The organism is Rhizobium sp. WSM4643, from assembly GCF_025152745.1.
In the GTDB taxonomy this organism is placed as follows: Bacteria; Pseudomonadota; Alphaproteobacteria; order Rhizobiales; family Rhizobiaceae; genus Rhizobium; species Rhizobium leguminosarum_I.
The window spans coordinates 273,178-298,723 of record NZ_CP104041.1; the positions used below are offsets into that span (position 1 = coordinate 273,178).

Here is a 25,546-nt window from a genome sequence, read left to right on the forward strand (position 1 = left end):
CTTCCCGTTTATCGCATGCCAGCCCGGCGACCGCCGGCGAGCATGATGACGCTGATGATGATGAGGCCGGTCAAGATCAGGCGGATGCCCGCGCCGAACCCGTAAGTGTTGAGCATGGAGACGACCAGGAACATGAAGAGCGATGCGCCCCAGATCCCCGGCACATTGGAATCGCCGCCGGCAACCGCCGTGCCGCCGATCACCACGACGGCGATCGACATCAGCAGATATTCCGAGCCCATGTTGAGCGCTGCGCCGCCGGAGAAGCAGGCAAGCAGATAGCCTGCGACCGAGGCGAGCACGGCACAGAAGAGGTAGGTGACGAAACGCGTGCCGTCGACGGGTATGCCAGCCATGCGCGCGGCCGGCATGCTCTGGCCGATCGCCGAGATCCAGCGCCCGTAGATCGTCTTCTCGAGCAGGAACCAGGCAAGGAGCGAGATGAGGAATGCGACGATCGCCGCGTTCGGCATGCCGAGCGTGTTCGACGTCGTGAATTCCGCCAGCACGCTCGGTGGTTTGATGCGCAAGCCCCGGTTCGTCCAGATCGCCGCGGACTGGACGATGAAGCTCATGGACAATGTGGCGATGATCGGCGGAATGCGCAGCGCCTTGATGAGCGCATAATTGCCGAGGCCGACAACAAGGCCGATGACGATGGCGACAAGAAGGCCCGGCAGGATCATGCCGTTTTCGACATTCATCAGCTTCAGTGCCACCGTGCCGGCAAGCGTCATGGTGGCGGGAACCGAGAGATCGATATTGCCGGGGCCGAGCGTGATCACGAACATCTGGCCAATGCCGACGATGACCGAAAAGGCGGCGAAGGTGAGGGCTGCCTGCGACAGGCCGAGCGTGCTGGCGCCGAGTGTGACCATGATCGTCAGGAACCAGACGACAAAGGCGGCAAGCCACGACCAGATCCAGGGTTTGCGGAAGAGGCGCGAGAGCCGGGTCATCGGCGTTTCTCCCGCTTCTCCAGGCGATTCAGCATCAGCCGAAGTGCCAGCACGATGATCAGGATCGCGCCCTGAGCCCCGATCTGCCAGTCCGGCGAGATCCGCAGGAAGGACAGGAACGAGCCGGCGAGCGTCAGCGTCAGCGCGCCGATGACGGCACCGATCGGGGAGACGCGGCCGCCGATGAACTCGCCACCGCCGAGGATCACGCCGGCGATCGACAGCAGCGTGTAGCGCAGCGCGATATTGGCATCGGCCGAGGTGGTCAGCCCGACGAGAGCGATGCCGGCGAGCACCGCAAAGAGGCCCGCAAGACCATAGGCGGCAGCGCGCGCGCCGACAATCGACCAGCCGGCGCGCTCGACCGAGCGCTGGTTGCCGCCGATGCCACGCATCAGCACGCCGAGCGACGATCGCATGACGAGAAGATGGGCGACCAAGGCGATGACGATGCTGGCAACAATCGCCATCGGCGCCAGCGGCGGCTTGACGGTCATCAGCCAGCGCACCCAGTCCGGCGCCTGCCCGCCCGGTGCCGGCAGCAGCAGGACGGCAAGGCCACCCCAGACGAAGCTCATGCCGAGGGTCACGACAATGGACGGCAGGTTGCGCAGATAGATGACGACGCCGAGGCCCGCGTAAGTTGCGATCGCGCCGGCAAGGATCAGCACGCCGGTCACTGGGGCATCCCGCAAAAAGGTCGCGGTGACGCAGGCGACGAAGCTGACGAAGGCGCCCATCGAGAGATCGAGATCGTTGACCGCCATCACGATCATCTGGGCGATCGTCGCAAGCGCGATCGGCACAGCCAGGTTGAACAGCAGGTTGAGCCCGACATAGCTCATGGCGCGCGGCTGCAGCCAGAAGACGGCGGCGAGCAGCAGGGTCAGCGACAGGGCGGGAATGGCAAGACGCAGGGCGTCGGACGACAGCCGGAACGTCATGCGGCGACCCCTTCGAAGGAGGCGGCGATGATGTTCTTCTCGTTGACGGCATCACCGGCGAGTTCGGTGGTGATGCGGCCTTCGCGGAAGACGTAGACTCGGTCGCAGAGGCGGACCTCGTCCATCTCCGTCGAGTACCAGATGAAGGTGCGGCCGCGCGCCGCTTCCTCGCGGATGATCGCGTAGACCTCCTGCTTGGTGCCGACGTCGACGCCGCGCATCGGATCGTCCATCAGCACGATTGGCGCGCGCGTCGCCAGCGCGCGAGCAAAGAGCACCTTTTGCTGGTTTCCGCCGGAAAGCGACAGGATGCGGTTGCCCATATCGGGCGTGCGGATCTCGATCCGCCGCTTCCAGTCGGCGCCCTTTGTCTCCTCTTCACTATCAAGGATGAGGCCGCGCCGGGACAGGTCGCCAAGCGAGGCGATGGAGAAATTGCGCAGGATGCTCCACAACTCGAAGACGCCGTTGAGGCGGCGGTCGCCGGCGACGAAGGTGACGAGCGGATCGCGCTCGGGCAGCCAGTTGCCGGACTGGGCGGCATGCAGGGCGAGCAAGAGTTCGGTCTGCCCATGGCCCGCCAGGCCCGCCAGTCCGATGATCTCACCCTTGCGTGCCGCAAAGGAAAGGCCTTTCGCCTGATGGGACAGAATGAGCGGAGCGCTGGACTGTTCGCGAGCCGAGCGCTGCTTGGTTTCCTCCTTCGCAACGGTGCCCATCGCTTCGACGAGGCCGTGATGGTCAAAGCCCCGCGCCGGACGCTCGGCGACGACGCGGCCGTCCTTCATGACGACGATGCGATCGGAGGTTTCGAGGATCTCGTGCAGGATATGCGAGATGAAGATGACGGACCCGCCCGCGGCAATGAAGCGGCGGACATGGTCGAGCATCTGCCGGGCAAGGCTTGCATCGAGCGACGAGGTCGGTTCATCGAGGATCACCAGCCGCGGCGCAATGCCGGCGTCGGAAAAGGCCATTGATATCTCGACCATCTGCCGCTCGGCGATCGAAAGATCCCCCACTGCCCGGCTGCTGTCGATGCCGTGGCCGGGAAAGACGGCGTCGAGGCTCGTCTCGATGATGTTTGCGGCGCGCCTCCGCCAGCCGAAGCCTCCAAGATGGCGATGCATGACGCGCGTGTTCTCGACGATCGAAAGGTTGGGGCAGAGCGAAAGCTCCTGGAAGACGCAGCGCACGCCGCGCGCACGCGCCGCGTTGATGCCATAGCGCTCCAGCCGCTCGCCGTCGCTCGCCACACTTCCTTCGTGTGGCATGAGGCCGCCGTTGATGACGCTGACGATGGTCGACTTGCCGGCGCCATTGTGTCCGACAAGCCCGACGCATTCGCCCGGCATAACGCGGAGGGTCACGCCATCGAGCGCTCTGACCGCGCCGAAGCTCACCTTGGCGCCATCGACGGCGATCACCGCCTTCACAACGTCATCCATGCTGCCCGCCATGCCTGCTTGCAAAAAAATGCCGCGCGGCATCTGTGGCCGCGCGGCAGTCGCCGGGAGATTTACTTTGCCGACTCGATGACCTTGATTGCGTCTGCCTGCGTGTATTCCACGTTGGCGACGCCGCCGGCCTGGGTATTGGCGAGGTTGGTTTCGAGATTGTCCTGGTCGATGCGCAGGAAGGGCACGACGAGGTCCTTCTTGACTTGCTTGCCATCGAGGATCTGCTGCGCCACCCAGAAGGCGAGCGTCGAGACACCGGGCGCGATCGACACGGACATGGTCTCGTAGCCCTTCGCGTCCTTCTGCTCCTTCCACCACTTCAGTTCGTCTTCGCGGTTGCCCATGATAATGACCGGCATCTTCCGGTCGGTCGCGGCAATCGCCTGTGCGGCGCCATAGCCGTCGCCGCCCTGCGTTACCACGCCGGCGATATCGGGCAGGCTCGGCAGGATGCCGGCAACAGCCTTCTGCGCCACATCCTGGGCCCAGTCTCCATGAACGGAGCCGACAACCTTGAACTGCGGGTACTGCTTGACGCCGTCGTGAATGCCGGCCGAGATCTCGTCATCGACGAAGACACCGGCAAGGCCGCGGATCTCGAGCAGGTTCCCGCCTTCCGGAAGTTTCTTCGACAGGTACTCGACCTCGCTGCGGCCCATTTCCTTGAAGTTGACGGCGATGCGCCAGGCGCAGGGTTCGGTGACGATGCCGTCGAAGGACACGACGGTAATGCCGGCATCGCAGGCCTCCTTGACCGCGCCGTTCAACGCCGTCGGCGACGCGGCGTCCAGCACGATGGCGTCATAACCCTGCAGGATCATGTTCTGGATCTGCGCGGCCTGTTCCGTCGCCTGGTTCTCGGCAGTGGTGAAGGGGTCGGCTGCAGCAACGGTGCCGGCCTTCACGGCTTCCCCCGTCACCTTGCCCCAGCTCGTCAGCATGGCCTGGCGCCACGAATTGCCGGCATAGTTGTTGGAAAGGGCGATTTTCTTGGCCGCAGTATCGGCAAAGGCGGAAACGGGCATCGCGGCGCAAGCAATAGCGGCCGATGCCAGAAGCATCTTACGGATTGTCATGTCTTCCTCCCTGATGATCGCGCTGGTCGGCGGATCGTTTCACTCCTGCCGGCCCAATTGGGTCCGAGTGAAAATTGTTCTTGCACTGAGCTTCCTCCTCTCAGTAAGGGCAGGATGCGGGAGATCGATCGGCCTGTACAGGGGCAAGGCGGCAATCCGTTTGCGGGATTTGCGCAACAAGCTGCGGGTTTACGCAAGACGGAGGCGCTCCCGCAGGCGCTTACTGGGAAGGGGGCGCTGCAGGTTGAGGAGCCTGCTGCCGTCACGGGAGGAACTGACGATGCTGCATCTCGTACCGGCAGCCATGTTCGACCATTATCTCGGCATTTCCCGGCTGCTCGCGGGTCAGCTGGACTTCCGCTCAGCTATCCGTTCCGTCGCGGCCGAGGTCGCCCATATCATCCCGCACGACCATCTCGATGTCTGCGTGTTGCTTGAGGGCGGCAACTACCACACGGCCTACGAGACGGGCATCGAGACCGCCTGGGGCGACCTCGCCGGCGCACCTGTTGTCAATAGTCCCATCCGCTCGCTGCTCTGGGGCGAGGTGGATTTTCTGCTGGCGGACGACGCCATGACCGACCCGCGTTTTCACTTCGAGGGCGCCTTCAAGCGGCCGATCGTCGAACAGTCGCTGAGGAGCCGCTTGCATGTCCCAATGAAGGTGCAGGGCACGATCATCGCCGCACTTTCCTGTTCGTCGCACAGTTCGGGCGTCTATACGATGGAGGATATCGAACGCGCCCGCATCATCGCCGATCTGCTGACGCCCTATTTCTTCGCGCTGCAGGCGGCCGAGCAGGCACAACGCTCGGCCATTGTCGAGGCCGAGGCCCGCGCCCGCGAGGAGGGCTTGCGGCAAGGTGCGCTGAAATTGACCGAAGCCTTGGAGCAGGAACGCCAGCGGATCGGCATGGACCTGCACGACCAGACCCTCGCCGATCTGACGCGGCTCGCCCGCCGGATCGATCGGCTGTCGCGCAATGGCGAGGTGGCGCCCGAGGCGCTGGAGCCGATCTCCCGTTCGCTGCAGCATTGCATGCAGGATCTGCGGCAGATCATCGAGCAGGCAAAACCCTCCGTGCTCCAGCTCTTCGGCCTCGCCCAGGCGATCGAGCATCATCTGGACCGATCGACCCGCGACACGGGATCGGGGATCGAGTGGGGCCTTGTCGACGAGACGCATGGCGCATTGGAGCGATTGGAACCGACCGTCAGCGTTGCGCTGTTCCGGATCGCCCAGGAGGCGATCAACAATGCGGTGCGCCATGCCGCGCCGCTCGCGGTCACGGTACGGCTCGAGGCCGACGAGGAACGGCTGTCGATCGAAATCTCCGACGACGGAATCGGGCTTGCCAAGGCGCGGGGGCGGATCGGCGGCGGTATCGACAATATGAAGACCCGTGCGCGGCTGATTTCGGCGCGGTTCACGACCGGGCCCGGTCGCAACAATCACGGGACTGCGGTGCGCGTCGTGCTACCGCTTGTCCCGCACGACCCGGCAATCGGGGCAAACTGAGGACAAGGGCATGATGAAGGTTCTGATCGTCGAGGATGACCCGCTGCACCGATCCTATCTGCACGAGGCAGTCAACGCAGCTCTGCCGGAATGCGATACGGTTATCGAAGCAGAAAACGGAACCGTCGGCGAGAAGCTCGCCCGCGACCACAAGTCGGCGCATATCGTCATGGACCTGCAGATGGCGAGCCGCAATGGTATCGAGGCGGCGCGCACGATCTGGAAGGAGCGGCCCGATACCCGCATCCTGTTCTGGTCGAATTATTCGGACGAGGCCTATGTGCGCGGCGTCTCCCGCATCGTGCCGGATGGCGCCGCTTATGGCTATGTGCTGAAATCCGCCTCCGACGAGCGGCTGAAGCTTGCACTGCGCTCGATCTTCATCGAGAGCCAGTGCGTTATTGACCGCGAGGTGCGGGGCCTGCAGCAGAAGAGCCTCGGCCAGACGAACGGCTTCACCGATTCCGAATACGAGATCCTCGTCGATATTGCTCTCGGCCTCACCGACCGGGCCATCGCCAAACGCCGGGGCCTGTCGCTGCGCAGCGTTCAGAACCGTCTGCAGCAGCTCTACGACAAGCTCGACGTCTACCAGAGCGCCGGCGACGACCACGAGGATGGCCGCTTCAATCTGCGCGCCCGCGCCGTCACGGTCGCTTTCCTGCGCAAACTCCTGAACTACAGCGCTCTGGAGCGGGCTGAGGCAGAGCTGCAGGAATGGCTTGATGGAAAGTAGTTCTGGACTTGGGTGGAATGGCTGGGGACCAGAGACTTGGGCTGCTGCCCCTGCTTTTCACGGCGTATGAGCCAGCGCGATCGCATCGGCGGCTTCCTCGCAGCGATGGCTGAGCGTACTGGTCGCCACTCGAATATGACTGCTTGGCATAACGGAGAATTTGCTGCCCGGGTTGACGGCGATATTGCGCGCAGCAAGCGTCACCATTGCGAATGGTTCGGAGACGACGGGCACCCAGAGGCACAGGCCCTGGCCTGCCGGTATCGGTATTCCCCTTTCGCTGAGCGCATCGGCAAGGGCGTCCCGCCTCTGCTGATAGACCTCGCGCGCCTCGCCGATAAGCTGCCAGGTTGCCGGATCGCGTAGCAGCCAGGCGGCGGCACCTTGCAGGATGCGGCTGGTCCAGCCGGCGCTGAAGGAGCGGTAAGACTGGATCTGGTCGACGATCGGCGCGGAACTCGACAGAACGGCGAGACGCAGATCCGGGCCGAGGCTTTTCGAGAGCGAGATGATATGGATCGTCCGCTCCGCAAATCGGCCGCCGAGCGACTGCGGATTTGCCGCCGACACGTCGCCGACGCCGTCATCCTCGATGATAAGCGTATCGCTGTCTTCCAGCATATCTCCTAGCTGATCGAGGCGGGATGAACTGACCGCAACGCCGGTCACCGAGTGCAGCCGCGGCTGGAACAGGAAAGCCGCCGGACGTTGCCGCAATGCGTCGCGCAGTGAATCCGGCAGGGGGCCTTCGCCGTCGCAGGCGACAGGGATGATTTTCACGCCGAGATCTTCGAGAATATCGAGCAGTCGCATGGCTGTGGGATGTTCGATCGCGACCGACGAGCCCGGGGAGACCAGCGCATGCAATATCGTATAGACGGCGTTGTAACCGCCATTGGTGGCGAGAAAGGCTTCAGCCTCATAGGGCCATCGCTTGGAAATAGCGTCCTTCAACTCAGGGACGATCCGGCTGCGCTCATAGCTGTTGAGATCATCGACGGACGCGCCATAGGCCATTGCTTCGGCGAGACGCGGAAGAAGTGCTGCATCCGGCCCGGCTAAGGTAAGGTCGAGCACACCTGCCCTATAGTTTCCCGAGCTGGCGAGGCGTTCCGGCTTGGCGACAAAGCGGTCGCCGCTGACCCAGGTGCCGTTGCGCCCCCGGCCGCTGATGATCTTCTGCCGCCGCAATTCGCTCCAGGCTTCGGAGATCGTCGCCGGACTGACATGCAATTCGTAAGCGATATCGCGGATCGCCGGCAGGCGCGTCCCAATGGGCAGGACACCGGCACGGATCAGCGCACTGGTTTCAAGAGCAATCCCCCGGATGCTGCGGTCGGCTATTTTTTCGGCAAACCAGGAGGCTTCGACCGTGTCGTCCATTTTTCTCACTTTAAATGTTCAATAACGTAATAACATTTGTACTCTATATTTTGAACATTTAATTTGCCCCTCGTCGAGCCATTTCAGCGAGTTTTTTTGCATGCCTGTGCCGCTTCGCATCGCCCTTCGAGATTGGGATTACATGACACCGCTTGTGCTCGGTGATGTCAGCTCTTCCCGTCTTAATATCAAAGTGGATCGGGTGGGCACGCTGGTCTCCAGCCTCGCCGATGATGAGGCGCATGACGCCGCGGAAATGTCCTTCAGCCGCTATTCGCAGATGCGTCATGATGGCGATGATCGGGTTCTGGGCATGCCGAACTTCATCATGCGCGGCTTCCGTCATCGCTGCATCATCACCGCCAAGGGGAGTCCGCTCCGCACGCTGTCCGATCTGGCCGGCAAGAACATCGGCGTGACCGGCTGGCGCGATTCCGGAAATACCTGGACCCGTGCCGCTTTGCGCCGGGAAGGCGTCGGCGTCGAGGATGCGATGTGGTATGCCGGGCGCCTGACCGAGGCTCATCCGATCGTCGACCGTCTCGATGGTTTCGGGCGGCCCGGCCGCATCGAGGCTGCTCCCGGCGAGCGCCCTATGGTCGACCTTTTGCTGGATGGAGGGCTCGATGCCGTGTTCACGCCTTTCATGCCGAAGGGTTTCTTCGATCAGGAATCGCCGCTCCGCCAGCTGCTGGATGACTTCCGCGCCGCTGAAGTCGCTTACCTCAACGAAGTCGGCTACATCCCGGGCATGCATCTGATCGGCTTCAAGGCTGATATCGTCAAGGAGCATCCCTGGGTCATGGATGAACTCAGCGAGTTGATCGACGAGTCCCAGCGTCTGTGGCTGGAGAAGCGCGAGAAATACGCCGACACCACGCCCTGGATGATCGACGAACTGCGCCGCTGCGCGGCCGACCTGCCGCCAAGCTGGAACGTCAGCGGGCTTGCCGCGAACGAGGCGATGATCGCAGATTTTGCCGAGGAACTCTACGAACAGAAGATCATGCCGCGCCTTTTGACGCCCGCCGATCTGTTTCCGTGGCACGCCAAGGCCCGATGAACAAAACCCGGTGAAACCTTCAGAGGCCTCATCGTTGAACCACCCACTTTCGCAAACCAAAAAAGGGGAATGACATGCATTCGAAACTGATCGCTTCCGCCGCCCTGCTGGGTCTGATGATGACGACGTCGGTCTTCGCTGAGGAAACCGCCGTACCAAAGCAGACCGTCAATGACGCGCTTCGGGCCCGCCTGCCGGAGAAGATCCGCACCGACGGCAAGATGGTTTCCGTCAACAATGGTTCCTTTCCTCCCTATGAGATCGTCACCGGCACGAAATTGAGCGGTGCCAGCGCCGACCTGACTGATGCGATCGGCCAGATGCTCGGCGTCGAGATCGACCATGAAACCGTCAGCGGACTGACCGCATTGCTCGCCGGCATCAATTCCGGCCGATACCAGTTCGCCTTCGGTCCGATCGGTGACTTCAAGACCCGTGAGGAGGCTAATGATTTCGTCGATTGGGTTCAGGAATTCGTGGTCTTCTCCGTTCAGAAAGGCAATCCGAAGGCCATCGGCTCGCTCGACAGCGCCTGCGGCAATCGCATCGCCGTCATGGCCGGCGGCTCCGCCGAAAAGGTGATCCAGGCCCAGGTCGAAAAGTGCAAGGCAGAAGGCAAGCCTGCGCTCGAAGTGCAATCCTACACCGACCAGCCGAGCTCGATCCTGGCTGTCCGCTCCAAACGCGCCGACGCCTTCTTCTCCTCGCAGGCGCCGCTGACCTATTTCGTGTCTCAGGCAAACGGCCAGCTGGAACTGAGCGGCGTCGGCCAGAAGAATGGCTTCGACGATCTCTATCAGGGCGCCGTCGTGCCGAAAGGCTCGCCGCTCGGCCCCGTTCTGCTCGACTCGATCAAGGCGTTGATGGACAACGGCGCCTACGCCGCCATCATGAAAAAGTGGGGTCTTGAGAACAACATGATCAAGCAGCCCGGCCTCAATCTTGGTGGAGCCCTGCCGAAATGAGCAATGACCGCACGACTGCCGCACCGCCGTCTGGCGGTGCGGACTTCCGGGATGTTGCCCACGCCCACAAGCCCTTTCAAACCGGCCGGCTCCTCCTGTGGGTGGTCGTGCTCCTGATTGCCGCGAACTTCCTCTGGATCGTCGCCCATAATGAGAATTTCGGCTGGCCTGTCGTCGCGGCTTATTTCTTCGATCCGACTGTCATCAGTGGCCTTTACGTCAGCCTGGGCCTGACGGTGGTTGCGATGGCCATCGGCATCGTGCTCGGCCTCGGGCTGGCGATCGCCCGGCTTTCGAATGACCGGCTCGCAAGTTCGCTGGCATCGCTGTTCATCTGGTTTTTCCGCGGCACGCCGCTCCTGGTGCAGTTGATCTTCTGGTACAATCTCTCGACCCTTTTCCCCGAACTTTCGATCGCCATTCCGTTCGGTCCGACGCTCGCAAGCTGGGAGACCAATTCGGTGATCACGCCGATGACAGCGGCAATCGTCGGCCTGGCCTTGAACGAAGCGGCCTACATGGCCGAGATCATTCGCGGCGGCCTGCTCTCGGTCGATCGCGGCCAGTTCGAGACGGCGGAAGCCTTCGGCATGACCAAGGCGAGGGCGCTGTGGCGGATCATCATTCCGCAGGCGATGCGCTCGATCGTGCCGCCGACCGGCAACCAGCTGATCAGCATGATCAAGGCGACCTCGCTCGTCAGCGTCATCGCCATGGCCGATCTGCTCTATTCCGTCCAGTCGATCTACAATCGCACCTTCGAGATCGTACCGATGCTGCTGGTCGCGGTCCTCTGGTACTTGCTTATCACCTCGATCCTCAATCTCGGCCAGAGCTATATCGAGGCTTATTACGGCCGCAGCGAACGGCGCAATAGTGTCGCTGCCGCAAAGGCCGAGGCCGTTGTCCAGGAGGCAAACCATTGACCGCCGCCGAGACCATAAAACCTCTCGTCAGAGCCCGCAACGTCCACAAATCCTTCGACCAGCTCGAGGTGCTGAAAGGAATCGACCTCGACGTCATGCCGGGTGAAGTCGTCGTGGTGCTCGGCCCGTCCGGGTCGGGAAAATCCACCTTCCTGCGCTGCATCAATCACCTCGAAGCGATCAATAAGGGGTTCATCGAAGTCGATGGCGAACAGATCGGTTATCGCCTCCGCAAGGACCGGCTGGAAAAGCTGTCGAGCAACGGGATCGCCCACCAGCGGCGCAAGATCGGTATGGTGTTCCAGCAGTTCAACCTCTATCCGCATATGACGGTGCTGCAGAACATCATCGAGGCCCCGGTCGGCGTGCACGGAGAAAGCCGCAAGGCCGCGACCGAGAACGCCATGCGGCTTCTGGAGCGGGTGGGGCTGTCGGAAAAGGCGGGCAGTTATCCCCGCCAGCTCTCGGGCGGTCAGCAGCAGCGCGTCGCCATCGCCCGTGCCTTGGCGATCAAGCCGAAGCTGATGCTGTTCGATGAGCCCACCTCTGCGCTCGACCCGGAACTCGTCGGCGAAGTTCTTTCCACCATGCGCGATCTCGCCAAGCAGGGCCTGACCATGATCGTCGTGACCCACGAGATCGGCTTCGCCCGCGAGGCGGCAGATCGTGTCGTGTTCATGGACGGCGGCAATGTCGTCGAAATGGGCAAGCCCGAGGATGTCATCGGCGATCCGCAACATCCCCGAACTCAGGCGTTTCTCGCCCGTTTTCTCTGACTGGTGTCAGCTTCTGCTTCGACCCTCCGGGCCGGAGCAATGGTTCCTTTCGATCAAAACTGGATGTTTTCATGCCCACGCTCGACAATGCCTATGCCCGCCTTTCCGATTTCGAAGCGATGGAGGCGGAGCTGAAGGCGACCCGCCAGTACCTGCATGCCCATCCGGAACTCTCTTTCGAAGAGGCGGAGACGGCGCGCTACGTCGCCGAAAAGCTGGAAGGCTGGGGTTATCAAGTGACCCGCAATGTCGGCGGACACGGCGTGGTCGCCCGGCTCAGCGCCGGCAAGGGCAGCAGGGGCATCGCCATCCGGGCCGACATGGATGCGCTGCCGATCGTCGAGGAAACCGGGCTACCCTATGCCAGCAGCACCCCCGGCAAGATGCATGCCTGCGGCCATGACGGCCACACGACCGTGCTGCTCGGCGCAGCCGAATATCTCGCCCGCACCCGTCGCTTCAGCGGAACGGTGACACTGATCTTCCAGCCGGCGGAAGAGGCGGGCAAGGATAGCGGCGCCCAGGCGATGATCGCCGACGGATTGTTCGAGCGGTTTCCGTTCGACGCAATCTTTGGCCTCCACAACCACCCCGGCGCTCCCGAAGGCACCATCCTGCTGCGATCCGGCCCGATGATGGCGGCATCGGATACCGTCGAGATGACTATCAGGGGCAAAGGCGGTCATGCCTCACGGCCGCACCTGACCATCGATCCCGTGGTCGTGGCCTGCAATCTCGTCGTCTCGCTGCAGACGATCATCTCGCGCAACCTCGATCCGACCCAAACGGCTGTCATCACCGTCGGCACCATCCATGCCGGCGATGCAGTCAACGTCATTCCGGAATATGCCAAGCTTGCATTGAGCGTGCGCTCCTTCGAGCCCCGCATTCGCGACCTCCTGCAGGAGCGCATCACCAAGCTCGCCCGCTCTGTGGCCGAGGGTCACGATGCTGTGATCGAGATCGACTACGATCGCGGCAATCCTGTCGTCGTCAACTCGCCTGCCGAGACGGATTTCGCCCGGATCGTGGCGGCGGAACTAGTCGGCGAAGACAAGGTCGCGACCTGCCCGCTCATCCCCGGCAGCGAGGATTTCGCCCACTTTCTCGAGCACAAGCCGGGAAGCTTCCTGCGTCTCGGCAATGGTATGAATTCCGCCGTCCTGCATAGCGCCAAATACGACTTCGCCGATGCCAGCCTGACGGTTGGCGCGGCAATGTGGGCAAGGCTTACGGAACGCTACCTCCAGGACGACGCCTGAAGTCTCGCGCGCCATGCTTTACAGCGTTGCATTTGGAGCTTGCATTTTCTGGAGCGCAAAAGGATTTTGTAGCCCCTTGAAGTGAGGATCTCTCGCCGCAATTCCAGGATGTGCAGGATGATTGCCGATTATAACGACGCCGGACTCGACCTGTCTTACGATCTCCAGTTTTACGCGTTGATGGCGGAAAGCTTCGAACGAAGTGTGGGACGCCGCCTGGCGCCGCAAGGCGAGGGTGCTGAATGGCTATACGACCAGTCGCCGGCAGTTGTCCTTGCCCACAACACCGACGCCGATCCGCGCTTTATCTATGCAAACCGCGCGGCCCAGGCTTGCTTCGAATATTCGTGGGACGAGTTCATCACTTTGCCATCCCGTCTGTCGGCGGAGGCGCCCGATCGCGCCGAACGTGACAGGCTGTTGAGCGCCGTAACAACGAATGGCTTTATCGCCGACTATCGCGGAATTCGCATCGCCAAATCAGGACGGCGTTTCTATATCGAGAAGGCCATCGTCTGGAATCTCGTCGACCGCAGCGGATGCCGTCGCGGTCAGGCTGCGACATTCGACTCCTGGCAAGACGTGCAGGCGGATTGAGCGTCGGCTGCCGAGACGCCGACCATGCGCCGCATATGTTTCCGCGACTTTGCAAACGATGTCGTTTGCCACTCGGTTGCCAAAAAACCATGATTGCGTCACATAGATCGCATATCGACACTCGGCATTAAGAATTGGATCGACGCTGAATGCGCATAGCCTACGTTTTCCTTGGTGCATTTCTTGCAATTGCACAGTCCGCATATGCTGAAGTCGCATCACCGCCTGTTTTGGCGCCGCTGAAGCGACAGGCACAAGCCGCGGATTTGAGCGCACAATTTCTTTCGCGGTATAGCTACAAGCCCGTTCCACTTGACGACGCCCTGTCGGCCAGGATCATGGATGCGTTCATCAAGTCACTTGATCCGGACCGCATGCTGTTCCTGCAGACTGATATCGACAGGTTCATGGCTGACCGCAGCGAGATCGACGATGCAATAGAACGGAAGGACTTGAAGATCCCATTCGCGATTTTCAACGCCTATGAACAGCGCGTTGTCGACCGCATGAACTACGCGCGCGGCCTGCTAAAGCAGGGATTCGATTTCAGTGCGCAGGAAAATTATTCGGTGCTGCGCGATAAAGCACCGTGGCCACAGTCGGAAGCCGAGAGCAATGAGCTCTGGCGCAAGCGTGTCAAGAGCGACTGGTTGCGGCTGAAGCTGGGCGGCAAAACCGATGCGGCTATTCGCGAAACGCTCGACAAACGTTATGAAAACACGCTCGAGCGCGCTTACAAGTTTAAAAGCGACGACGTTTTCCAGTCGTTCATGGACGCCTATTCAAACTCGGTCGATCCGCACACGGACTATTTCGGCGCGGCCGCTTCAGCCGACTTCAACGTCTCGATGAAGCTTTCGCTGTTTGGTATCGGTGCTGTACTGCAGGAACGCGACGACTACACGACGATCCGCGAGCTCGTGCCGGGCGGGCCGGCGCAGCTGTCCGGCAAGCTCGCGGTCGGAGACCGCATTACCGGCGTTGGTCAAGGCAAGGATGGGGCGATCAAAGAAGTGGTGGGCACGCGCCTTGATGAAGTCGTGCAGATGATACGAGGGAAAAAAGACTCCGTCGTGCGGCTGGACATCCTGCCGGCAGATGCCGGAGCAGATGGCACGCATCGGGTCATCAGCCTGGTCCGCGATAAAATCAGTCTCGACAAGCAGGCCGCCAGGAAGACTGTGCTGTCCGTTAAGGCGGGCGACGCGACGCGTAAAATCGGGATCATCACTCTGCCGGTATTTTATGAGGACTTCGACGCCAAGGGCAAAGGGGACCAGGATTACAAAAGTGCAAGCCGCGATGTCGCCAAGCTTCTCGACGAACTGAAGCAAGAAAAGGTCGACAGCGTGCTCATCGACCTGCGTAACAATGGCGGCGGTTCATTGGACGAGGCGATTGATTTGACCGGTCTCTTCATCGGCAGTGGCCCAGTCGTTCAGCAACGTGGCAGCAATGGCAAGATCGAGGTCAAAAGCGCTGGGTTTGCAGCGCCTGTCTGGACAGGTCCGATGGGTGTCCTGATCAATCGCGGCTCGGCCTCGGCTTCGGAGATTTTTGCTGCGGCAATCCAGGATTATGGTCGCGGTGTGATCGTCGGCGAACCCAGTTTCGGGAAAGGCACCGTTCAAACCGTCGTCGATCTTGACCAGATTGTTCGCAACAGCAAACCCGAGTTCGGGGAGCTGAAAGTGACAATTGCCCAGTTTTTCCGGGTCAACGGTGGTACGACGCAGTTGCACGGCGTGACGCCTGATATCAGCTTGCCAGGACTTTCCGATCCGACAAGTTTCGGCGAGACCAGCTATGACAATGCCCTGCCGTGGGCTGAGATCAAGCCCGCGAACTACACGCCCGCCGATACGATCACGACGTTGCTGCCGACATTGAAAAGCCGCCATGATGCGCGGGTTGAGAGCAATCCGGACTTCCAACGCCTGCTAAAAGACATTGCCGACCTCAAGGCGCAGCGCGAGAAAGGAATTGTTTCCCTCAATGAGGCCGAACGTCGCAAAGAAGCGGCTGCTCGCGAGAAACGGTTCAAGGATCGAGCGGAAGCAGGGGATGGCGAGGATCTTGGAGATGATGGCCTGGAGGCTGGCGAGCGCAGCCTGAGTGCTGACATTGCCATTGAAAATGCTCGCAAGAATGCAAAAGACGTCTTGCTGGACGAGACCGTCGCCATTCTTGCCGACGAGGCGAATTTGCAGGAAGGCGCACTAAGGGCAGCCACGAAAGAACCGGGAAACACGAACGGAAAATAATCGTCGTTGACCGGCGCAACGGTGCGCGCAGCTTTGCGATCCCCTTGGCATAATGGGCCTGGGTTCAGCTCCCTTCAAGGCGAGGGAACTCATGCAGTGTCCGAATCAGGCGCTGTGTTGGCGATTTCCGGGTCGGCGTGATGACAGGCGGTCAGAAGACCAGGGGCCGCCGTTCGCGCGGTCAGGGCAGGTTCCTGTTCTGCGCAGATCGACGTCGCTTTCCAGCAACGCGTTCGAAAACGGCATCCGCTGGGCGGATTGGCGGGGCTCGGCAGATCGCCCTGCAGAACGATGCGCTTGCGCTGCGCGCGACGCCTCGGATCGGGTGTCGGGACCGCCGACATCAGGGCCTGCGTGTAGGGATGAGCCGCCGCGCTGAAGATCGATTGCTTCGGCCCCGTTTCGATGATCTTGCCGAGATACATGACCATCACACGATCCGAGACATGCCGCACGACGGCGAGATCATGCGCGACGAACAGCATCGCCAGATTGCGCTCGCGCCTCAATCCGGCCAGCAGGTTGATCACCTGCGCCTGGACCGAGACGTCGAGGGCCGAGACAGGCTCGTCGCAGACAAGAAGTGTCGGATTAAGCGCGAGAGCGCGGGCAATGCCAAGGCGCTGCCGCTGGCCGCCTGAAAATTCCGAGGGATAGCGGTCCGCATGCTCGGCGCGCAGCCCGACGGATTCGAGCAGCTTGACCGTCTCTTCACGCCAGTTGCTCTTGGGCACGACCCCCGGCTGCAACGCCCAGGGTTCGGAAATCAGCCGATCGACCCGCATGCGGGGATTGAGCGACTGGTAGGGGTCCTGGAAAACGACCTGCATCTTGCGGCGCAATTCACGCAGCCGCCGGCCACTGGCTGTCGTAATGTCCACACCGTCAAGCAAAGCGCTGCCGCTTGTCGCCGGTCCAAGCTTCAAGAGCGTCCGAACCAGCGAGGTTTTGCCGCAACCACTTTCGCCGACGAGGCCGAGCGTCTCTCCCTTGGCAATCTCGAAGCTGACATCGTCGACGGCACGCACCGGCGCCGCGGCGCTGCCGAAGTGCCGGGAGAGGTTTTGGACCTTCAGCAGAGGTTCGATCATACTGGTGATACCGGGAAGTGGCAGGCGGCCTGGCGGCCCGACCCTACGGTTTCAAGAGAGGGGACGACCTCGGCACAGAGCCCTTCGGCGCGTGGACAGCGCGTTCTGAATGCGCAGCCGGAAGGCAGGGCGACAGGATTGGGTGCGGAGCCGGGGATCGGCACCAATTCGTCTTCATCCGTGTCCATGCGCGGCTGCGAGGCAAGCAATCCAACGCTGTAAGGATGGCGGGCATCTTCGAACAGTTCGAAGACGCTTGCGGTCTCCACGACGCGGCCGGCATACATGACGGCGACGCGATCGGCGAGTTCGGCGACGACGCCGAGGTCATGGGTGATGAAGATCATGCCGGCATCGCTGCGTTTGCGGATCGTCTCCAAAAGATCGACCACCTGCGCCTGGATCGTGACGTCGAGCGCCGTCGTCGGCTCGTCTGCGATGATGACATCCGGTTCCAGTGCCACGGCCATGGCGATCATGATGCGTTGGCGCATGCCGCCCGAAAACTCATGCGGATATTGCCTGGCACGACTTTCAGGGTCGGGAATGCCGATGGCCGTCAGAAGGTCGATCACGGCTTCTTCGATACTACCTTTCGGAGTGCGGCCGTGGATGCGGAACATTTCTGCGATCTGCCAGCCCACGGAGTAGACCGGGTTGAGCGCTGCGAGCGCATCCTGAAAGATCAGGGCGATCCGATCGCCGCAGAGATCGCGCCGCTCGTTTCGCGAGAGCTGCAACAGCTCGACACCGTCGAATCGAATCGATCCTTGATTGATTTCGCCCGGCGGGTTGGGAACGAGATCCATGATCGCCGACGCGGTCACCGACTTGCCGGAGCCGCTTTCGCCGAGAAGCGCCAGGACCTCTCCACGCTCGAGCGAAAAGGAAACGCCGTTGAGCGCCAGAATGCGGCCCGCGGCCGTATCGAAACTGACCTGCAAGTCCTTGACTTCGAGAAGAGCCATCAGCGCCTCCGGCTGACAAGACGCCAGTGCTGCGACGGGTCATTGACGATCCGGAACCAGTTGGCGAGGAGATTGAAGGACATGGTCGTGAGCATCACAGCCAGGCCGGGGAAAAAGCCCAGCCACCAGGCGGATGACAGATATCCCTGGCCTTGCGCCACCATCAGACCCCAGCTCACGGCAGGCGGCTGGATGCCGAGACCGAGATAGCTCAGCCCGGATTCGAACAGCATGACCATGGCGAGATTGACCGAGGCGAGCGTCAGCATCGTGGGAGCGACGCTTGGGAGAATGTGATTGCGCAATATCCAGACAGGCCCGCCGCCGAAGACGCGCGCCGCATCAACGAAAAGCCTCTCCCGGACTTCCAGAGTTTCGGCTCTTGCGACGCGGATATAGGCAGGCATACGGGTAACGGCGAGCACGATGATGAGGTTGCCGACGCTCGGGCCGAACAGATAGAGCCCGAAGAGCGCCACCAGCAGCGTCGGGAAACCGAGGATGATGTCGCATATCCGCATGACAAGGTTGCCGATGATGCCACCGAAGTAACCCGCGATCACGCCGAGCAGCGTTCCGCCGATCAGGCTCGTCAGAACGGTCACAAGCGCTATGCCGATGGTCGTCGATGCCGCCTGCATGAGGCGAACGAGGAGTGGGCGCCCAAGGGCGTCGGCGCCCAGCCACAACGTCCAGGACTGGCCGAAATCGAAGGGCGGCAGGTTGCGCGCCTTCAGCGAAATGCGGTTTCCGCCTAGCAGCGACGATGCATCCGCAAGGATGGCAAGGGCGACGATCAGCAGCCAGATTGTCGCAGCGATCGCCATCGGGTCACCCGCGAGCGCGCGCACGAACCACAAGATGCGACGGCTTCGGCGCTCGTCGGCAGGGAGGATGTCGACGGACGTGCTGGTCATTCGACCCTCACGCGCGGATCGATCGATGCATAGAGCATGTCGACCAGGATGTTGATGAAGAAGATGACGACGGCGACCGCGAAGATCGATGCCTGGACGATCGCGAAATCGCGCTTCAGGATGCCGTCGATCAGCAGCTTGCCGATGCCGGGAAACCCGAAAACAACCTCGACGACGCCACCGCCACCGGCGAACTGGGCGGCGAGGTCTCCGGTCACGGTCACCGCGGGCAGGAGGGCATTGCGCAACGCATGCACGAAGGTCACCCGGCCGCCGCGCGCGCCCTTGGCCCGCGCGGTCCGGACAAATGTCGCATTCAGTGCTTCGATCATTGAGCCGCGGACAATCTGCACCAGCGTCCCGAACGGTCTGGCAAAAAGACAGGCAACCGGCAGGATCCAATAGATCGGACCGCCGAAACCCGATGTCGGCAGAATGCGCAAGGTGACGGCAAACAGCAGGACGCCCATCAGCCCGAGCCAGAAATCCGGCACGCTGGCCGCTGCCTGCGACAGCACGTTAATAGCCCGGTCGATCCAGCCGCCGGCGTTCACAGCGGCAATCGATCCAATGATGACGGCAGCGATGAAGGCCAGGGTCAAGGCAATGGCGCCGAGCGCCAGCGTATTCGGCAACGCCTCAAGGACAACATCCATGGCCGGGCGGTTGTGCCAAAGCGACGTGCCGAAATCGAGGCTCAGCATGTCCCCGGCCCAATCGAGGAATTGCCACGGGAGGGAACGATCGAGGCCGAGACGGACGCGCATGGCTTCGCGGGCCGCATCCGAGGCATCGACGGGCAGGTAGAGATTGACGGGATCGCCCGTCAACCGCACCAGGAAGAAGGCGGATGTCATCAATGCTGCAAGCGCGAGTGCCGCAAAGGCCGCACGTCTCAGGAAGTAGGTGAAGGACATCCGCTCTCCTCAAGGGACGTTCGGCGACCAGTCCGGGCGGTCAGCGATAGCTGATCGATTTAAGCTTGATCTCGTTGCCGGCCTGCACATCGGGCGTATAGGTGACGTTCTCGGCGACGCGGGCAATCGTGACCATGTGGAAGAGCGGGACGATATTGATCGCATCGACCGCGATGTAGCTGAACGCGTCCTCGAACAGTTTCTCGCGTTCGTCGCCGGTTGCCTTCGACGCGTTGGCAATCATCGCGTCGAGCTTGGCATCGGCGATGGTCGACTGGTTGCCGTCGGTGGTAAAACGGTTCGGCAGCGTAAATACGGCATCGCCTTCGGTGTTGTCGATCTGCGTCTGCAGGATCGACGGCTGACGTTCCTTGTCCCAAGGTTTCAGCAGCTTCTTCAGCCACGGGCTCGTTTCAAGCATTTCGAGCCGGGCATTGAAGCCGGCATCCGCGAGCATCGCCTGAATGGCTTCCAGGCTTTCGGACGAATTGGGATAGATGCCGATGCGGCCGTAGATGACGATTTCCTTGTCGACCGGCACGCCATCGGCTTTCGCCGCGGCGAGCAGGGACTTCGCTTTTTCGGGATCATACATCCAGACGGGGATGTCGGGGTTAAAGCCGAAGACGGACGGCGGCACCGCCTGCATCGCCTTTTGGGCATCCTGGTGGAAGATGGTGCCGACAAGGCCGTCCCGGTCGATCGCAAGATTAAGGGCTTCACGCACGCGTTGGTCGTTGAGCGGCGGAATTTCCGCGTCGATCCTCAGCAGCGAGGTTTCGGCGTTGGGGAAGGCATGATCCTGTTCCGTCGTGCCGTCCTGGGGCGCTATTTCATAGGCGATCTGCGCTTCCCCAGTGGCGACCATCGCCGCGCGAACAGCGGATTCGGCGCGCCAGATGATGGTTGCGTTCTTGATCGCCGGCTTGTCGCCCCAATAGCCGTCATAGGCCACGAGGTCGACCGATTGCCCGGGCGTCCACGCTGCAAGCTTGTAAGGTCCGGTTCCAGCCGGGGAGCGCGACTTTCCGTCGTTCGGGGTCGCCGGCGAACCGATGTCCACGGCGGACATCTGGTTCGGCAGGATCGGCTCGACGATATCGGTTTTGATGAGGAGGGTGGTCGGGCTCACCGCTTCTGCATTGAACTTGACGCCCTTCAACGTCGCAAGTCCGACTTCGCAGGCCAGTGCCGGATCCTGCGCCCGCTTGAGAGCGGCAACGACGGCATTGGCATCGAAGGCCTTGCCGTCGTGGAAGGTGACGTCGTCGCGAAGCTTGAATTCCCAGGTCAGTTCGTCCACTTGCCGCCAGCTGGTGGCAAGGCTCGGGACGACCGATCCGTCGGCCGGACTCAGGTTGACGAGCGCTTCGGTGATGTTGTTGTGCAGAATGCGAGAATTGCCCGAAAGGTCGGTATCACAGGGATCGAGCGATTTCGGTTCGTCGGTCACCACCACCGTCAGCTTATCCGAGGCAGCGTCGGCGCGAATTGCGCTGGCCGGAGCCAGCAGAAATGCCAACCCCATGCTCAGCGCGCCAATACCCTTCATCTTCTTCATGAAATCCCTCCTCCAGATCCAAACGAGCGGCATCCCGTCCATCGCGGTGCCGTCTGTGTGAAAACCATCCGGTTGCGCACCGCCTGAGCGGGCATCCAATGGCTTTACTTCCTCCGCCAAGCGCGTAGTGTCAAATGTGACACTCACGCCACTGAGCATGCCCGCTCGGTCCGGCGAAGTCAATATCACATTCTCATTTGGAATTCAAAGTTCATGATTGAACCAAAACATGGATCACCTGTCGTCGAAAAGACCGCCCACCTGCTTGAGGCCGTTGCCGATGCGAAGACGGGAATTTCCCTGGCCGCGCTGGTTGATCAGCTTGGAGTTCCGCGTTCGACCGTCTATCGGATCCTCAATTCATTGGCAGCGCATGGGCTTGTAGCGCGGGTGAATGGTGGAGCGTCCTACGAGTTGGGGCCAAAATTCGTCGAGCTTGCGCGGCGCATCTCGCCCGGCGCCGACAGGGCAACGGTAATCGAGGCGGCAAGGCCGATCCTGACGGCTGCGGCTGACCGCATTTTCGAATCCTTTCGGCTGGCCGCCCCCGAAGGCAACGAGATGATGACGATATTTGCAGCCTCCAGTCCCGGCGATTATTCGCTTTTCATCAAGGTCGGCAGCCGCTCGCGTAAACATGTCGGCGCCGCCGGCAAGCTCGCCCTTGCCTATTCGGACTACGGTGACATCGAGGCCTATTGCAGCGGCGGGCTGGAGTCGAAGACGCCATACACGATCACCGATCCGGAGGCGCTGAAGGAGGCACTCGTTGAAATTCGGCGCAATGGCTGCGCCGAGGACAATCAGGAATCCAACCTTGGCCTCCGGGCCTTTGCCGCCCCCGTCTTCGATTCCGAAGGTCGACTCGTCGCGACGATCAGCGTCCCGTTCATTGGTGAAGCGACGCCGGACAGGGCGCGCGCAATCAAGCGCGAGGTTGTGGAGGGTGCCGCCATCTTGACAAAGGCGATCAATGGCAAGCAGCTATTGTCCAAATAGGAAACATAAAATTCTTTATTGAACTATCTTCTCGTTATGCTAGAGCTTCCACCGGACAATGGAGGATCTCATGACGGCTTTGGACCCATCAGTTTACGCAAAGCTTTTGCGGACGAATTCTGCAAGTCTCAGCACTCTGTTGCTGAAGCGTGGCCTGAAGAATACCGCGGTTCGCGGCGTGCGGCCGCTGGCGAACGCCGGCAGGCCGATGATCGGCCCAGCGGTCACTGTACGCTATATCCCCGCACGGGAAGATATCGACGGTTCGACTTATAGTTCGGATCCATCCAATCAACAGCGCAAGGCCATCGACACGATCCCCGACGGCCATGTCCTCGTCTTCGATTGCCGCTCCTTGGCGGAAGTCGCCGGCATCGGCGCCATGCTCGCCCGTCGTCTCGTCTATCGTGGCGCCGCCGGTCTCGTGCTCGACGGCGGCGTCCGCGATACGGCCGATGTCGCGCAGCTGGGGCTCCCGACTTACTGCATGGGACCGGCTGCGCCGGCGAACCTGGTTGCCCACCATGCCTCAGACATGAATCAGCCAATCGCCTGCGGCGGCGTCGCCGTTTATCCCGATGACATCATCTTTGGCGACAGCGAAGCGGTGATCGTTATTCCGCGGGAATATGTCGATGACATTGCCGAAGAAGCTGTCGCGATGGAGGAGCAGGAAGAGTTTCTCAAGCTGGAAATCGAGTCAGGCAAATCGACCTTGGGCGTATACCCGCCAAACCAGCAGACCCTAGAGCGTTATGAGGCCTGGCGCCAAGCGCGTCAAATGACGGCATGACAGCATTGCTTCAAAGCATTGTCTAAGGCTGTCGTCTGCTCACAGATTAACCGGTGCGTTCGTTCTTTTGAAACGCTCTCCGGTGCTGCCGACATTGCAAAGCCGCCGCGGGGATATTAGGGAACGAGCGCCATCAACTAGCGTTGCTGCTTGACGCTCCATACACGCCACTTCACAATTACTGGGTCGAAGGTGAGTCGGACAGGCTGTACCGTTTTCGCATCCGTTGCTCATCTCAGAGGGAGGCGTCAGCAGGGTTGCTTGGTCCGTGCCCCGACCGACACCGGTTGATCGCAAATAGGATCGAGATTGATTGAGTTCGAACTCGCAGCCGCTCCTGTTTGCTTGTGAGGTCGCGCCGTGGATAAAGTGCCATCAGCAGTCGATCCTCCTCGCGAAAGTTCACGTTGGCAGCGGGTTTTCCCAATGCCGAGGAACCGCCGGTCCCTCCTTTGGCCAGGGCTTTTGATATCAATTTTGCTTCTTGCGGGCATCGTTGTTTTTTACCATGAAATCCACGAAGATCTCGGGCGCGTTGACGATCGCGCTCTCGATGAGGCTGCACGATCATCTCACACAGCCGCCCGCCCGGATCCGGCGGTTCCTTCTCCCCTCCCGTCGACGTCGATATCGCTGCAGCTGATCGAAGTCCCGAAGCTGGAGCTGGCAAGTCAGTTTATGCGGATGTGGCGCGTCTCGGGGCGGAATATGTGCGGCGCTCTTCGAGAGGCCGGCATCGAGATGAGCGAGTGGAAAGCCGCATCGATGCGCAATCGCAGCTATGAATGTTATTTTCAGCGCATCTACGAACGGGACGAGGTGCGTCCCACCAGTTCAACCTTCCTTAAGGTTCGTGGAGATGAAATGGGCAATATTCTTGAGATCCGCGCCAAGATCATTGGGCCGTCGACCGACGCCCAGGGACGTCTCGCCCCGGCGGTCCTGCGCATATTCGAGATCATTGTGAAGCAGGCGTGCTGGCATGATTTCGAGGATACTCTTGCGTCGATCCAAGACCTTCGAAACGTCGAATACGAACGATTTGGCTCCTATCTCAGCTTCACGCGCGAAGCCGGCAGCGGAAATAACTTCAATTTTGTGCTTGGTCTTAAGGCGACGTCAGGTCCGCAGGTGAGGACGAAGACCTATTTTTCGACTGAGCGCTGGCTAGCCGGAACAAATTCCCGCAATGTTCCCGCAAACCTCATCCTCACGGACCGCTTGGGCGCGTCGAAATCTGCCAATTGCGCTCAATGACGTAGCAAGTGGCAGTCACATCCAGGATCAGGCTGGAGCTTGTCTGAACGTTGACGATTTCAACGTTTCGAGCGATGAGCGTCACGACCTTTGAGTATGAGACGTGAGACCGCCGGATGATTTCGGCCCTGAATGCTGGGATCAACCAGGAAACTTCTTGTACACATACAATGTGTACATTATATTGAGACCAAGGAGATAATCATGCCGAGAACCGCGGACAGTAAAACCGAACGCTACCAGCTGCGCATCCCGCCAAAGCAGAAGGCAATGATCGCGCGCGCGGCTGCCCTCTCGAACAAGGATATGGCCGATTTCATTCTCGATAAGATCGTACCTGAAGCCGAAGCCGTCATCCAGGCTGCGGAAGTTGAGGCCGTTTCGAGCCGCGATTTCATCCGCATCCTCGATCTGCTTGAACACCCGCCCAAACCGAACGCGAAACTACGCGCCGCGATCTCTGCTCTACCGGATGCCTTGTGACCCTCCCCGTCTGGCATGAAGAGCCGATCGCTAAGTCGCACGATCGGGCCGCATTCGATTGCGGTGATGCGGCAATGAACGAGTTCATTCGGCGCTTCGCTCGGCAGAGCCATGAGCAGAATGCGGCGAAGACCTTCTGCGCTATCGACAAGGCCCAACCTGATTGCATCCTCGGATTCTACACAGTCGCGCCTTCGGCCGTTACGCATGAGGCCGTGCCTCCGAAGATGACGAGAGGCCTCGCGCGCCATGAAGTCGCAGGCTTCAAGCTCGCGCGCCTGGCAACCGACATAAAGGTGGCGGGAAAAGGTTTAGGCGGCCAGCTCATCGCCGCTGCGGCGCTCCGTTGCCTGCGGCTCGCCAGCGAGGGCGGCGGGATCCTGCTTATCATCGATGCCAAGAGCGAACGCGCCGCCCATTGGTATGCCGGCTACGGCGCCGAACCGCTGCAAGGGAAACCGCTCACCCTCGTTATGCCGCTTGCCACCTTCGCCGCCGACTTCAAGGCCAAGGGGCTCTTGTAGCCGCTTTGGCGCCAAGCGATTGGTTTCGTCCCTTCAGCACGCTGCTCAGGCAATACTCACGGAAGGACCTCGAGACTGCCGATTGTTACTGAGCGGGGGCGGTTCG

24 protein-coding genes are annotated in these 25,546 nt (G+C 61.2%); 14 read left to right on the plus strand and 10 right to left on the minus strand.

Annotation, left to right across the window (positions count from 1 at the left end; all coding sequences use genetic code 11):
* Window positions 1-8: 8 nt before the first annotated feature.
* The 4 genes from N1937_RS25195 to N1937_RS25210 form a co-directional block, all read right to left on the minus strand.
* Entirely contained in the window at window positions 9-959 is a 951-nt protein-coding gene (locus tag N1937_RS25195; RefSeq protein ID WP_017967688.1) for an ABC transporter permease, read from the minus strand.
* Window positions 956-1,903 carry an ABC transporter permease gene (locus N1937_RS25200; protein ID WP_162115818.1) on the minus strand — a complete coding sequence of 316 codons (948 nt, stop codon included), beginning with the start codon at window positions 1,901-1,903 and terminating at the stop codon, window positions 956-958. Before N1937_RS25200 ends, N1937_RS25195 begins: the two co-directional genes overlap by 4 nt.
* The gene (locus tag N1937_RS25205; RefSeq protein ID WP_222295225.1) at window positions 1,900-3,351 is read right to left on the minus strand and encodes a sugar ABC transporter ATP-binding protein; all 1,452 of its coding nucleotides are present in this window, start codon (window positions 3,349-3,351) and stop codon (window positions 1,900-1,902) included. The genes N1937_RS25200 and N1937_RS25205 overlap by 4 nt, the downstream gene beginning before the upstream one ends.
* Before the next feature lie 71 nt (window positions 3,352-3,422).
* Window positions 3,423-4,439, minus strand: a complete 1,017-nt coding sequence (locus tag N1937_RS25210; protein ID WP_222295226.1) for an ABC transporter substrate-binding protein — start codon at window positions 4,437-4,439, stop codon at window positions 3,423-3,425.
* A gap of 280 nt (window positions 4,440-4,719) precedes the next feature.
* Here N1937_RS25210 and N1937_RS25215 point away from each other — a divergent pair, with 280 nt between their 5' ends.
* Window positions 4,720-5,958 (plus strand): GAF domain-containing sensor histidine kinase, encoded by a 1,239-nt coding sequence (locus N1937_RS25215; RefSeq protein ID WP_222295227.1) that lies wholly within the window; start codon window positions 4,720-4,722, stop codon window positions 5,956-5,958.
* A 13-nt stretch (window positions 5,959-5,971) separates the two neighbouring features.
* Window positions 5,972-6,694, plus strand: a complete 723-nt coding sequence (locus N1937_RS25220; RefSeq protein ID WP_026154519.1) for a response regulator transcription factor — start codon at window positions 5,972-5,974, stop codon at window positions 6,692-6,694.
* 57 nt (window positions 6,695-6,751) lie between these two features.
* Here the strand turns inward: N1937_RS25220 and N1937_RS25225 are convergent, their stop codons facing one another.
* Window positions 6,752-8,077, minus strand: coding sequence for an aminotransferase-like domain-containing protein (locus N1937_RS25225; protein WP_222295228.1), 1,326 nt, complete (start codon window positions 8,075-8,077; stop codon window positions 6,752-6,754).
* Window positions 8,078-8,177: 100 nt separating this feature from the next.
* Here N1937_RS25225 and N1937_RS25230 point away from each other — a divergent pair, with 100 nt between their 5' ends.
* The 7 genes from N1937_RS25230 (at window position 8,178) to N1937_RS25260 (ending at window position 15,930) form a co-directional block, all read left to right on the plus strand.
* A complete protein-coding gene (locus N1937_RS25230; RefSeq protein WP_170276108.1) occupies window positions 8,178-9,140 on the plus strand; it encodes a nitrate ABC transporter substrate-binding protein in 963 nt (320 codons plus the stop codon).
* A gap of 74 nt (window positions 9,141-9,214) precedes the next feature.
* Window positions 9,215-10,105, plus strand: a complete 891-nt coding sequence (locus tag N1937_RS25235) for an ABC transporter substrate-binding protein (protein ID WP_162115812.1) — start codon at window positions 9,215-9,217, stop codon at window positions 10,103-10,105.
* Window positions 10,102-11,031 (plus strand): amino acid ABC transporter permease, encoded by a 930-nt coding sequence (locus tag N1937_RS25240; protein WP_260059678.1) that lies wholly within the window; start codon window positions 10,102-10,104, stop codon window positions 11,029-11,031. The genes N1937_RS25235 and N1937_RS25240 overlap by 4 nt, the downstream gene beginning before the upstream one ends.
* Window positions 11,028-11,807 carry an amino acid ABC transporter ATP-binding protein gene (locus N1937_RS25245; protein ID WP_170259482.1) on the plus strand — a complete coding sequence of 260 codons (780 nt, stop codon included), beginning with the start codon at window positions 11,028-11,030 and terminating at the stop codon, window positions 11,805-11,807. Before N1937_RS25240 ends, N1937_RS25245 begins: the two co-directional genes overlap by 4 nt.
* Window positions 11,808-11,878: 71 nt before the next feature.
* The gene (locus tag N1937_RS25250) at window positions 11,879-13,069 is read left to right on the plus strand and encodes a M20 aminoacylase family protein (protein ID WP_260059679.1); all 1,191 of its coding nucleotides are present in this window, start codon (window positions 11,879-11,881) and stop codon (window positions 13,067-13,069) included.
* Window positions 13,070-13,186: 117 nt separating this feature from the next.
* On the plus strand, window positions 13,187-13,666 hold the full coding sequence (locus tag N1937_RS25255; protein ID WP_260059680.1) for an MEKHLA domain-containing protein: 480 nt from the start codon (window positions 13,187-13,189) through the stop codon (window positions 13,664-13,666).
* A 149-nt stretch (window positions 13,667-13,815) separates the two neighbouring features.
* Window positions 13,816-15,930, plus strand: coding sequence for a carboxy terminal-processing peptidase (locus tag N1937_RS25260; protein ID WP_260059681.1), 2,115 nt, complete (start codon window positions 13,816-13,818; stop codon window positions 15,928-15,930).
* A gap of 89 nt (window positions 15,931-16,019) precedes the next feature.
* Here N1937_RS25260 and N1937_RS25265 read toward each other — a convergent pair whose 3' ends face one another.
* The 5 genes from N1937_RS25265 to N1937_RS25285 are packed head-to-tail and all read right to left on the minus strand — an operon-like array spanning window position 16,020 to window position 21,384.
* Window positions 16,020-17,021 (minus strand): ABC transporter ATP-binding protein, encoded by a 1,002-nt coding sequence (locus N1937_RS25265; RefSeq protein WP_260059682.1) that lies wholly within the window; start codon window positions 17,019-17,021, stop codon window positions 16,020-16,022.
* Window positions 17,018-17,989, minus strand: a complete 972-nt coding sequence (locus tag N1937_RS25270) for an ABC transporter ATP-binding protein (RefSeq protein WP_032985613.1) — start codon at window positions 17,987-17,989, stop codon at window positions 17,018-17,020. Before N1937_RS25270 ends, N1937_RS25265 begins: the two co-directional genes overlap by 4 nt.
* Window positions 17,989-18,906 carry an ABC transporter permease gene (locus N1937_RS25275; RefSeq protein WP_260059683.1) on the minus strand — a complete coding sequence of 306 codons (918 nt, stop codon included), beginning with the start codon at window positions 18,904-18,906 and terminating at the stop codon, window positions 17,989-17,991. The genes N1937_RS25270 and N1937_RS25275 overlap by 1 nt, the downstream gene beginning before the upstream one ends.
* On the minus strand, window positions 18,903-19,823 hold the full coding sequence (locus tag N1937_RS25280; RefSeq protein WP_017967673.1) for an ABC transporter permease: 921 nt from the start codon (window positions 19,821-19,823) through the stop codon (window positions 18,903-18,905). Before N1937_RS25280 ends, N1937_RS25275 begins: the two co-directional genes overlap by 4 nt.
* A 40-nt stretch (window positions 19,824-19,863) precedes the next feature.
* Window positions 19,864-21,384, minus strand: coding sequence for an ABC transporter substrate-binding protein (locus N1937_RS25285; RefSeq protein ID WP_260059684.1), 1,521 nt, complete (start codon window positions 21,382-21,384; stop codon window positions 19,864-19,866).
* A 213-nt stretch (window positions 21,385-21,597) separates the two neighbouring features.
* Here N1937_RS25285 and N1937_RS25290 point away from each other — a divergent pair, with 213 nt between their 5' ends.
* The 5 genes from N1937_RS25290 (at window position 21,598) to N1937_RS25310 (ending at window position 25,440) form a co-directional block, all read left to right on the plus strand.
* Complete coding sequence (locus tag N1937_RS25290; protein ID WP_170255606.1) at window positions 21,598-22,383, plus strand: IclR family transcriptional regulator; 786 nt, start codon at window positions 21,598-21,600, stop codon at window positions 22,381-22,383.
* A gap of 70 nt (window positions 22,384-22,453) precedes the next feature.
* A complete protein-coding gene (locus N1937_RS25295) occupies window positions 22,454-23,176 on the plus strand; it encodes a ribonuclease activity regulator RraA (RefSeq protein ID WP_017967670.1) in 723 nt (240 codons plus the stop codon).
* A gap of 426 nt (window positions 23,177-23,602) precedes the next feature.
* On the plus strand, window positions 23,603-24,433 hold the full coding sequence (locus N1937_RS25300; protein ID WP_260059706.1) for a DUF6030 family protein: 831 nt from the start codon (window positions 23,603-23,605) through the stop codon (window positions 24,431-24,433).
* Between the two features lie 204 nt (window positions 24,434-24,637).
* The gene (locus N1937_RS25305) at window positions 24,638-24,916 is read left to right on the plus strand and encodes a type II toxin-antitoxin system TacA family antitoxin (protein WP_170280972.1); all 279 of its coding nucleotides are present in this window, start codon (window positions 24,638-24,640) and stop codon (window positions 24,914-24,916) included.
* The gene (locus N1937_RS25310) at window positions 24,913-25,440 is read left to right on the plus strand and encodes a GNAT family N-acetyltransferase (protein ID WP_260059686.1); all 528 of its coding nucleotides are present in this window, start codon (window positions 24,913-24,915) and stop codon (window positions 25,438-25,440) included. The genes N1937_RS25305 and N1937_RS25310 overlap by 4 nt, the downstream gene beginning before the upstream one ends.
* Window positions 25,441-25,546: the final 106 nt, after the last annotated feature.

Coding starts and splice junctions, on each gene's coding strand:
- N1937_RS25195 (WP_017967688.1), bottom strand. CDS start 959: ATGACCCGGCTCTCGCGCCTCTTCCGCAAACCCTGGATCTGGTCGTGG.
- N1937_RS25200 (WP_162115818.1), bottom strand. CDS start 1,903: ATGACGTTCCGGCTGTCGTCCGACGCCCTGCGTCTTGCCATTCCCGCC.
- N1937_RS25205 (WP_222295225.1), bottom strand. CDS start 3,351: ATGGATGACGTTGTGAAGGCGGTGATCGCCGTCGATGGCGCCAAGGTG.
- N1937_RS25210 (WP_222295226.1), bottom strand. CDS start 4,439: ATGACAATCCGTAAGATGCTTCTGGCATCGGCCGCTATTGCTTGCGCC.
- N1937_RS25215 (WP_222295227.1), top strand. CDS start 4,720: ATGCTGCATCTCGTACCGGCAGCCATGTTCGACCATTATCTCGGCATT.
- N1937_RS25220 (WP_026154519.1), top strand. CDS start 5,972: ATGAAGGTTCTGATCGTCGAGGATGACCCGCTGCACCGATCCTATCTG.
- N1937_RS25225 (WP_222295228.1), bottom strand. CDS start 8,077: ATGGACGACACGGTCGAAGCCTCCTGGTTTGCCGAAAAAATAGCCGAC.
- N1937_RS25230 (WP_170276108.1), top strand. CDS start 8,178: ATGCCTGTGCCGCTTCGCATCGCCCTTCGAGATTGGGATTACATGACA.
- N1937_RS25235 (WP_162115812.1), top strand. CDS start 9,215: ATGCATTCGAAACTGATCGCTTCCGCCGCCCTGCTGGGTCTGATGATG.
- N1937_RS25240 (WP_260059678.1), top strand. CDS start 10,102: ATGAGCAATGACCGCACGACTGCCGCACCGCCGTCTGGCGGTGCGGAC.
- N1937_RS25250 (WP_260059679.1), top strand. CDS start 11,879: ATGCCCACGCTCGACAATGCCTATGCCCGCCTTTCCGATTTCGAAGCG.
- N1937_RS25255 (WP_260059680.1), top strand. CDS start 13,187: ATGATTGCCGATTATAACGACGCCGGACTCGACCTGTCTTACGATCTC.
- N1937_RS25260 (WP_260059681.1), top strand. CDS start 13,816: ATGCGCATAGCCTACGTTTTCCTTGGTGCATTTCTTGCAATTGCACAG.
- N1937_RS25265 (WP_260059682.1), bottom strand. CDS start 17,021: ATGATCGAACCTCTGCTGAAGGTCCAAAACCTCTCCCGGCACTTCGGC.
- N1937_RS25270 (WP_032985613.1), bottom strand. CDS start 17,989: ATGGCTCTTCTCGAAGTCAAGGACTTGCAGGTCAGTTTCGATACGGCC.
- N1937_RS25275 (WP_260059683.1), bottom strand. CDS start 18,906: ATGACCAGCACGTCCGTCGACATCCTCCCTGCCGACGAGCGCCGAAGC.
- N1937_RS25280 (WP_017967673.1), bottom strand. CDS start 19,823: ATGTCCTTCACCTACTTCCTGAGACGTGCGGCCTTTGCGGCACTCGCG.
- N1937_RS25285 (WP_260059684.1), bottom strand. CDS start 21,384: ATGAAGAAGATGAAGGGTATTGGCGCGCTGAGCATGGGGTTGGCATTT.
- N1937_RS25290 (WP_170255606.1), top strand. CDS start 21,598: ATGATTGAACCAAAACATGGATCACCTGTCGTCGAAAAGACCGCCCAC.
- N1937_RS25295 (WP_017967670.1), top strand. CDS start 22,454: ATGACGGCTTTGGACCCATCAGTTTACGCAAAGCTTTTGCGGACGAAT.
- N1937_RS25300 (WP_260059706.1), top strand. CDS start 23,603: ATGCCGAGGAACCGCCGGTCCCTCCTTTGGCCAGGGCTTTTGATATCA.
- N1937_RS25305 (WP_170280972.1), top strand. CDS start 24,638: ATGCCGAGAACCGCGGACAGTAAAACCGAACGCTACCAGCTGCGCATC.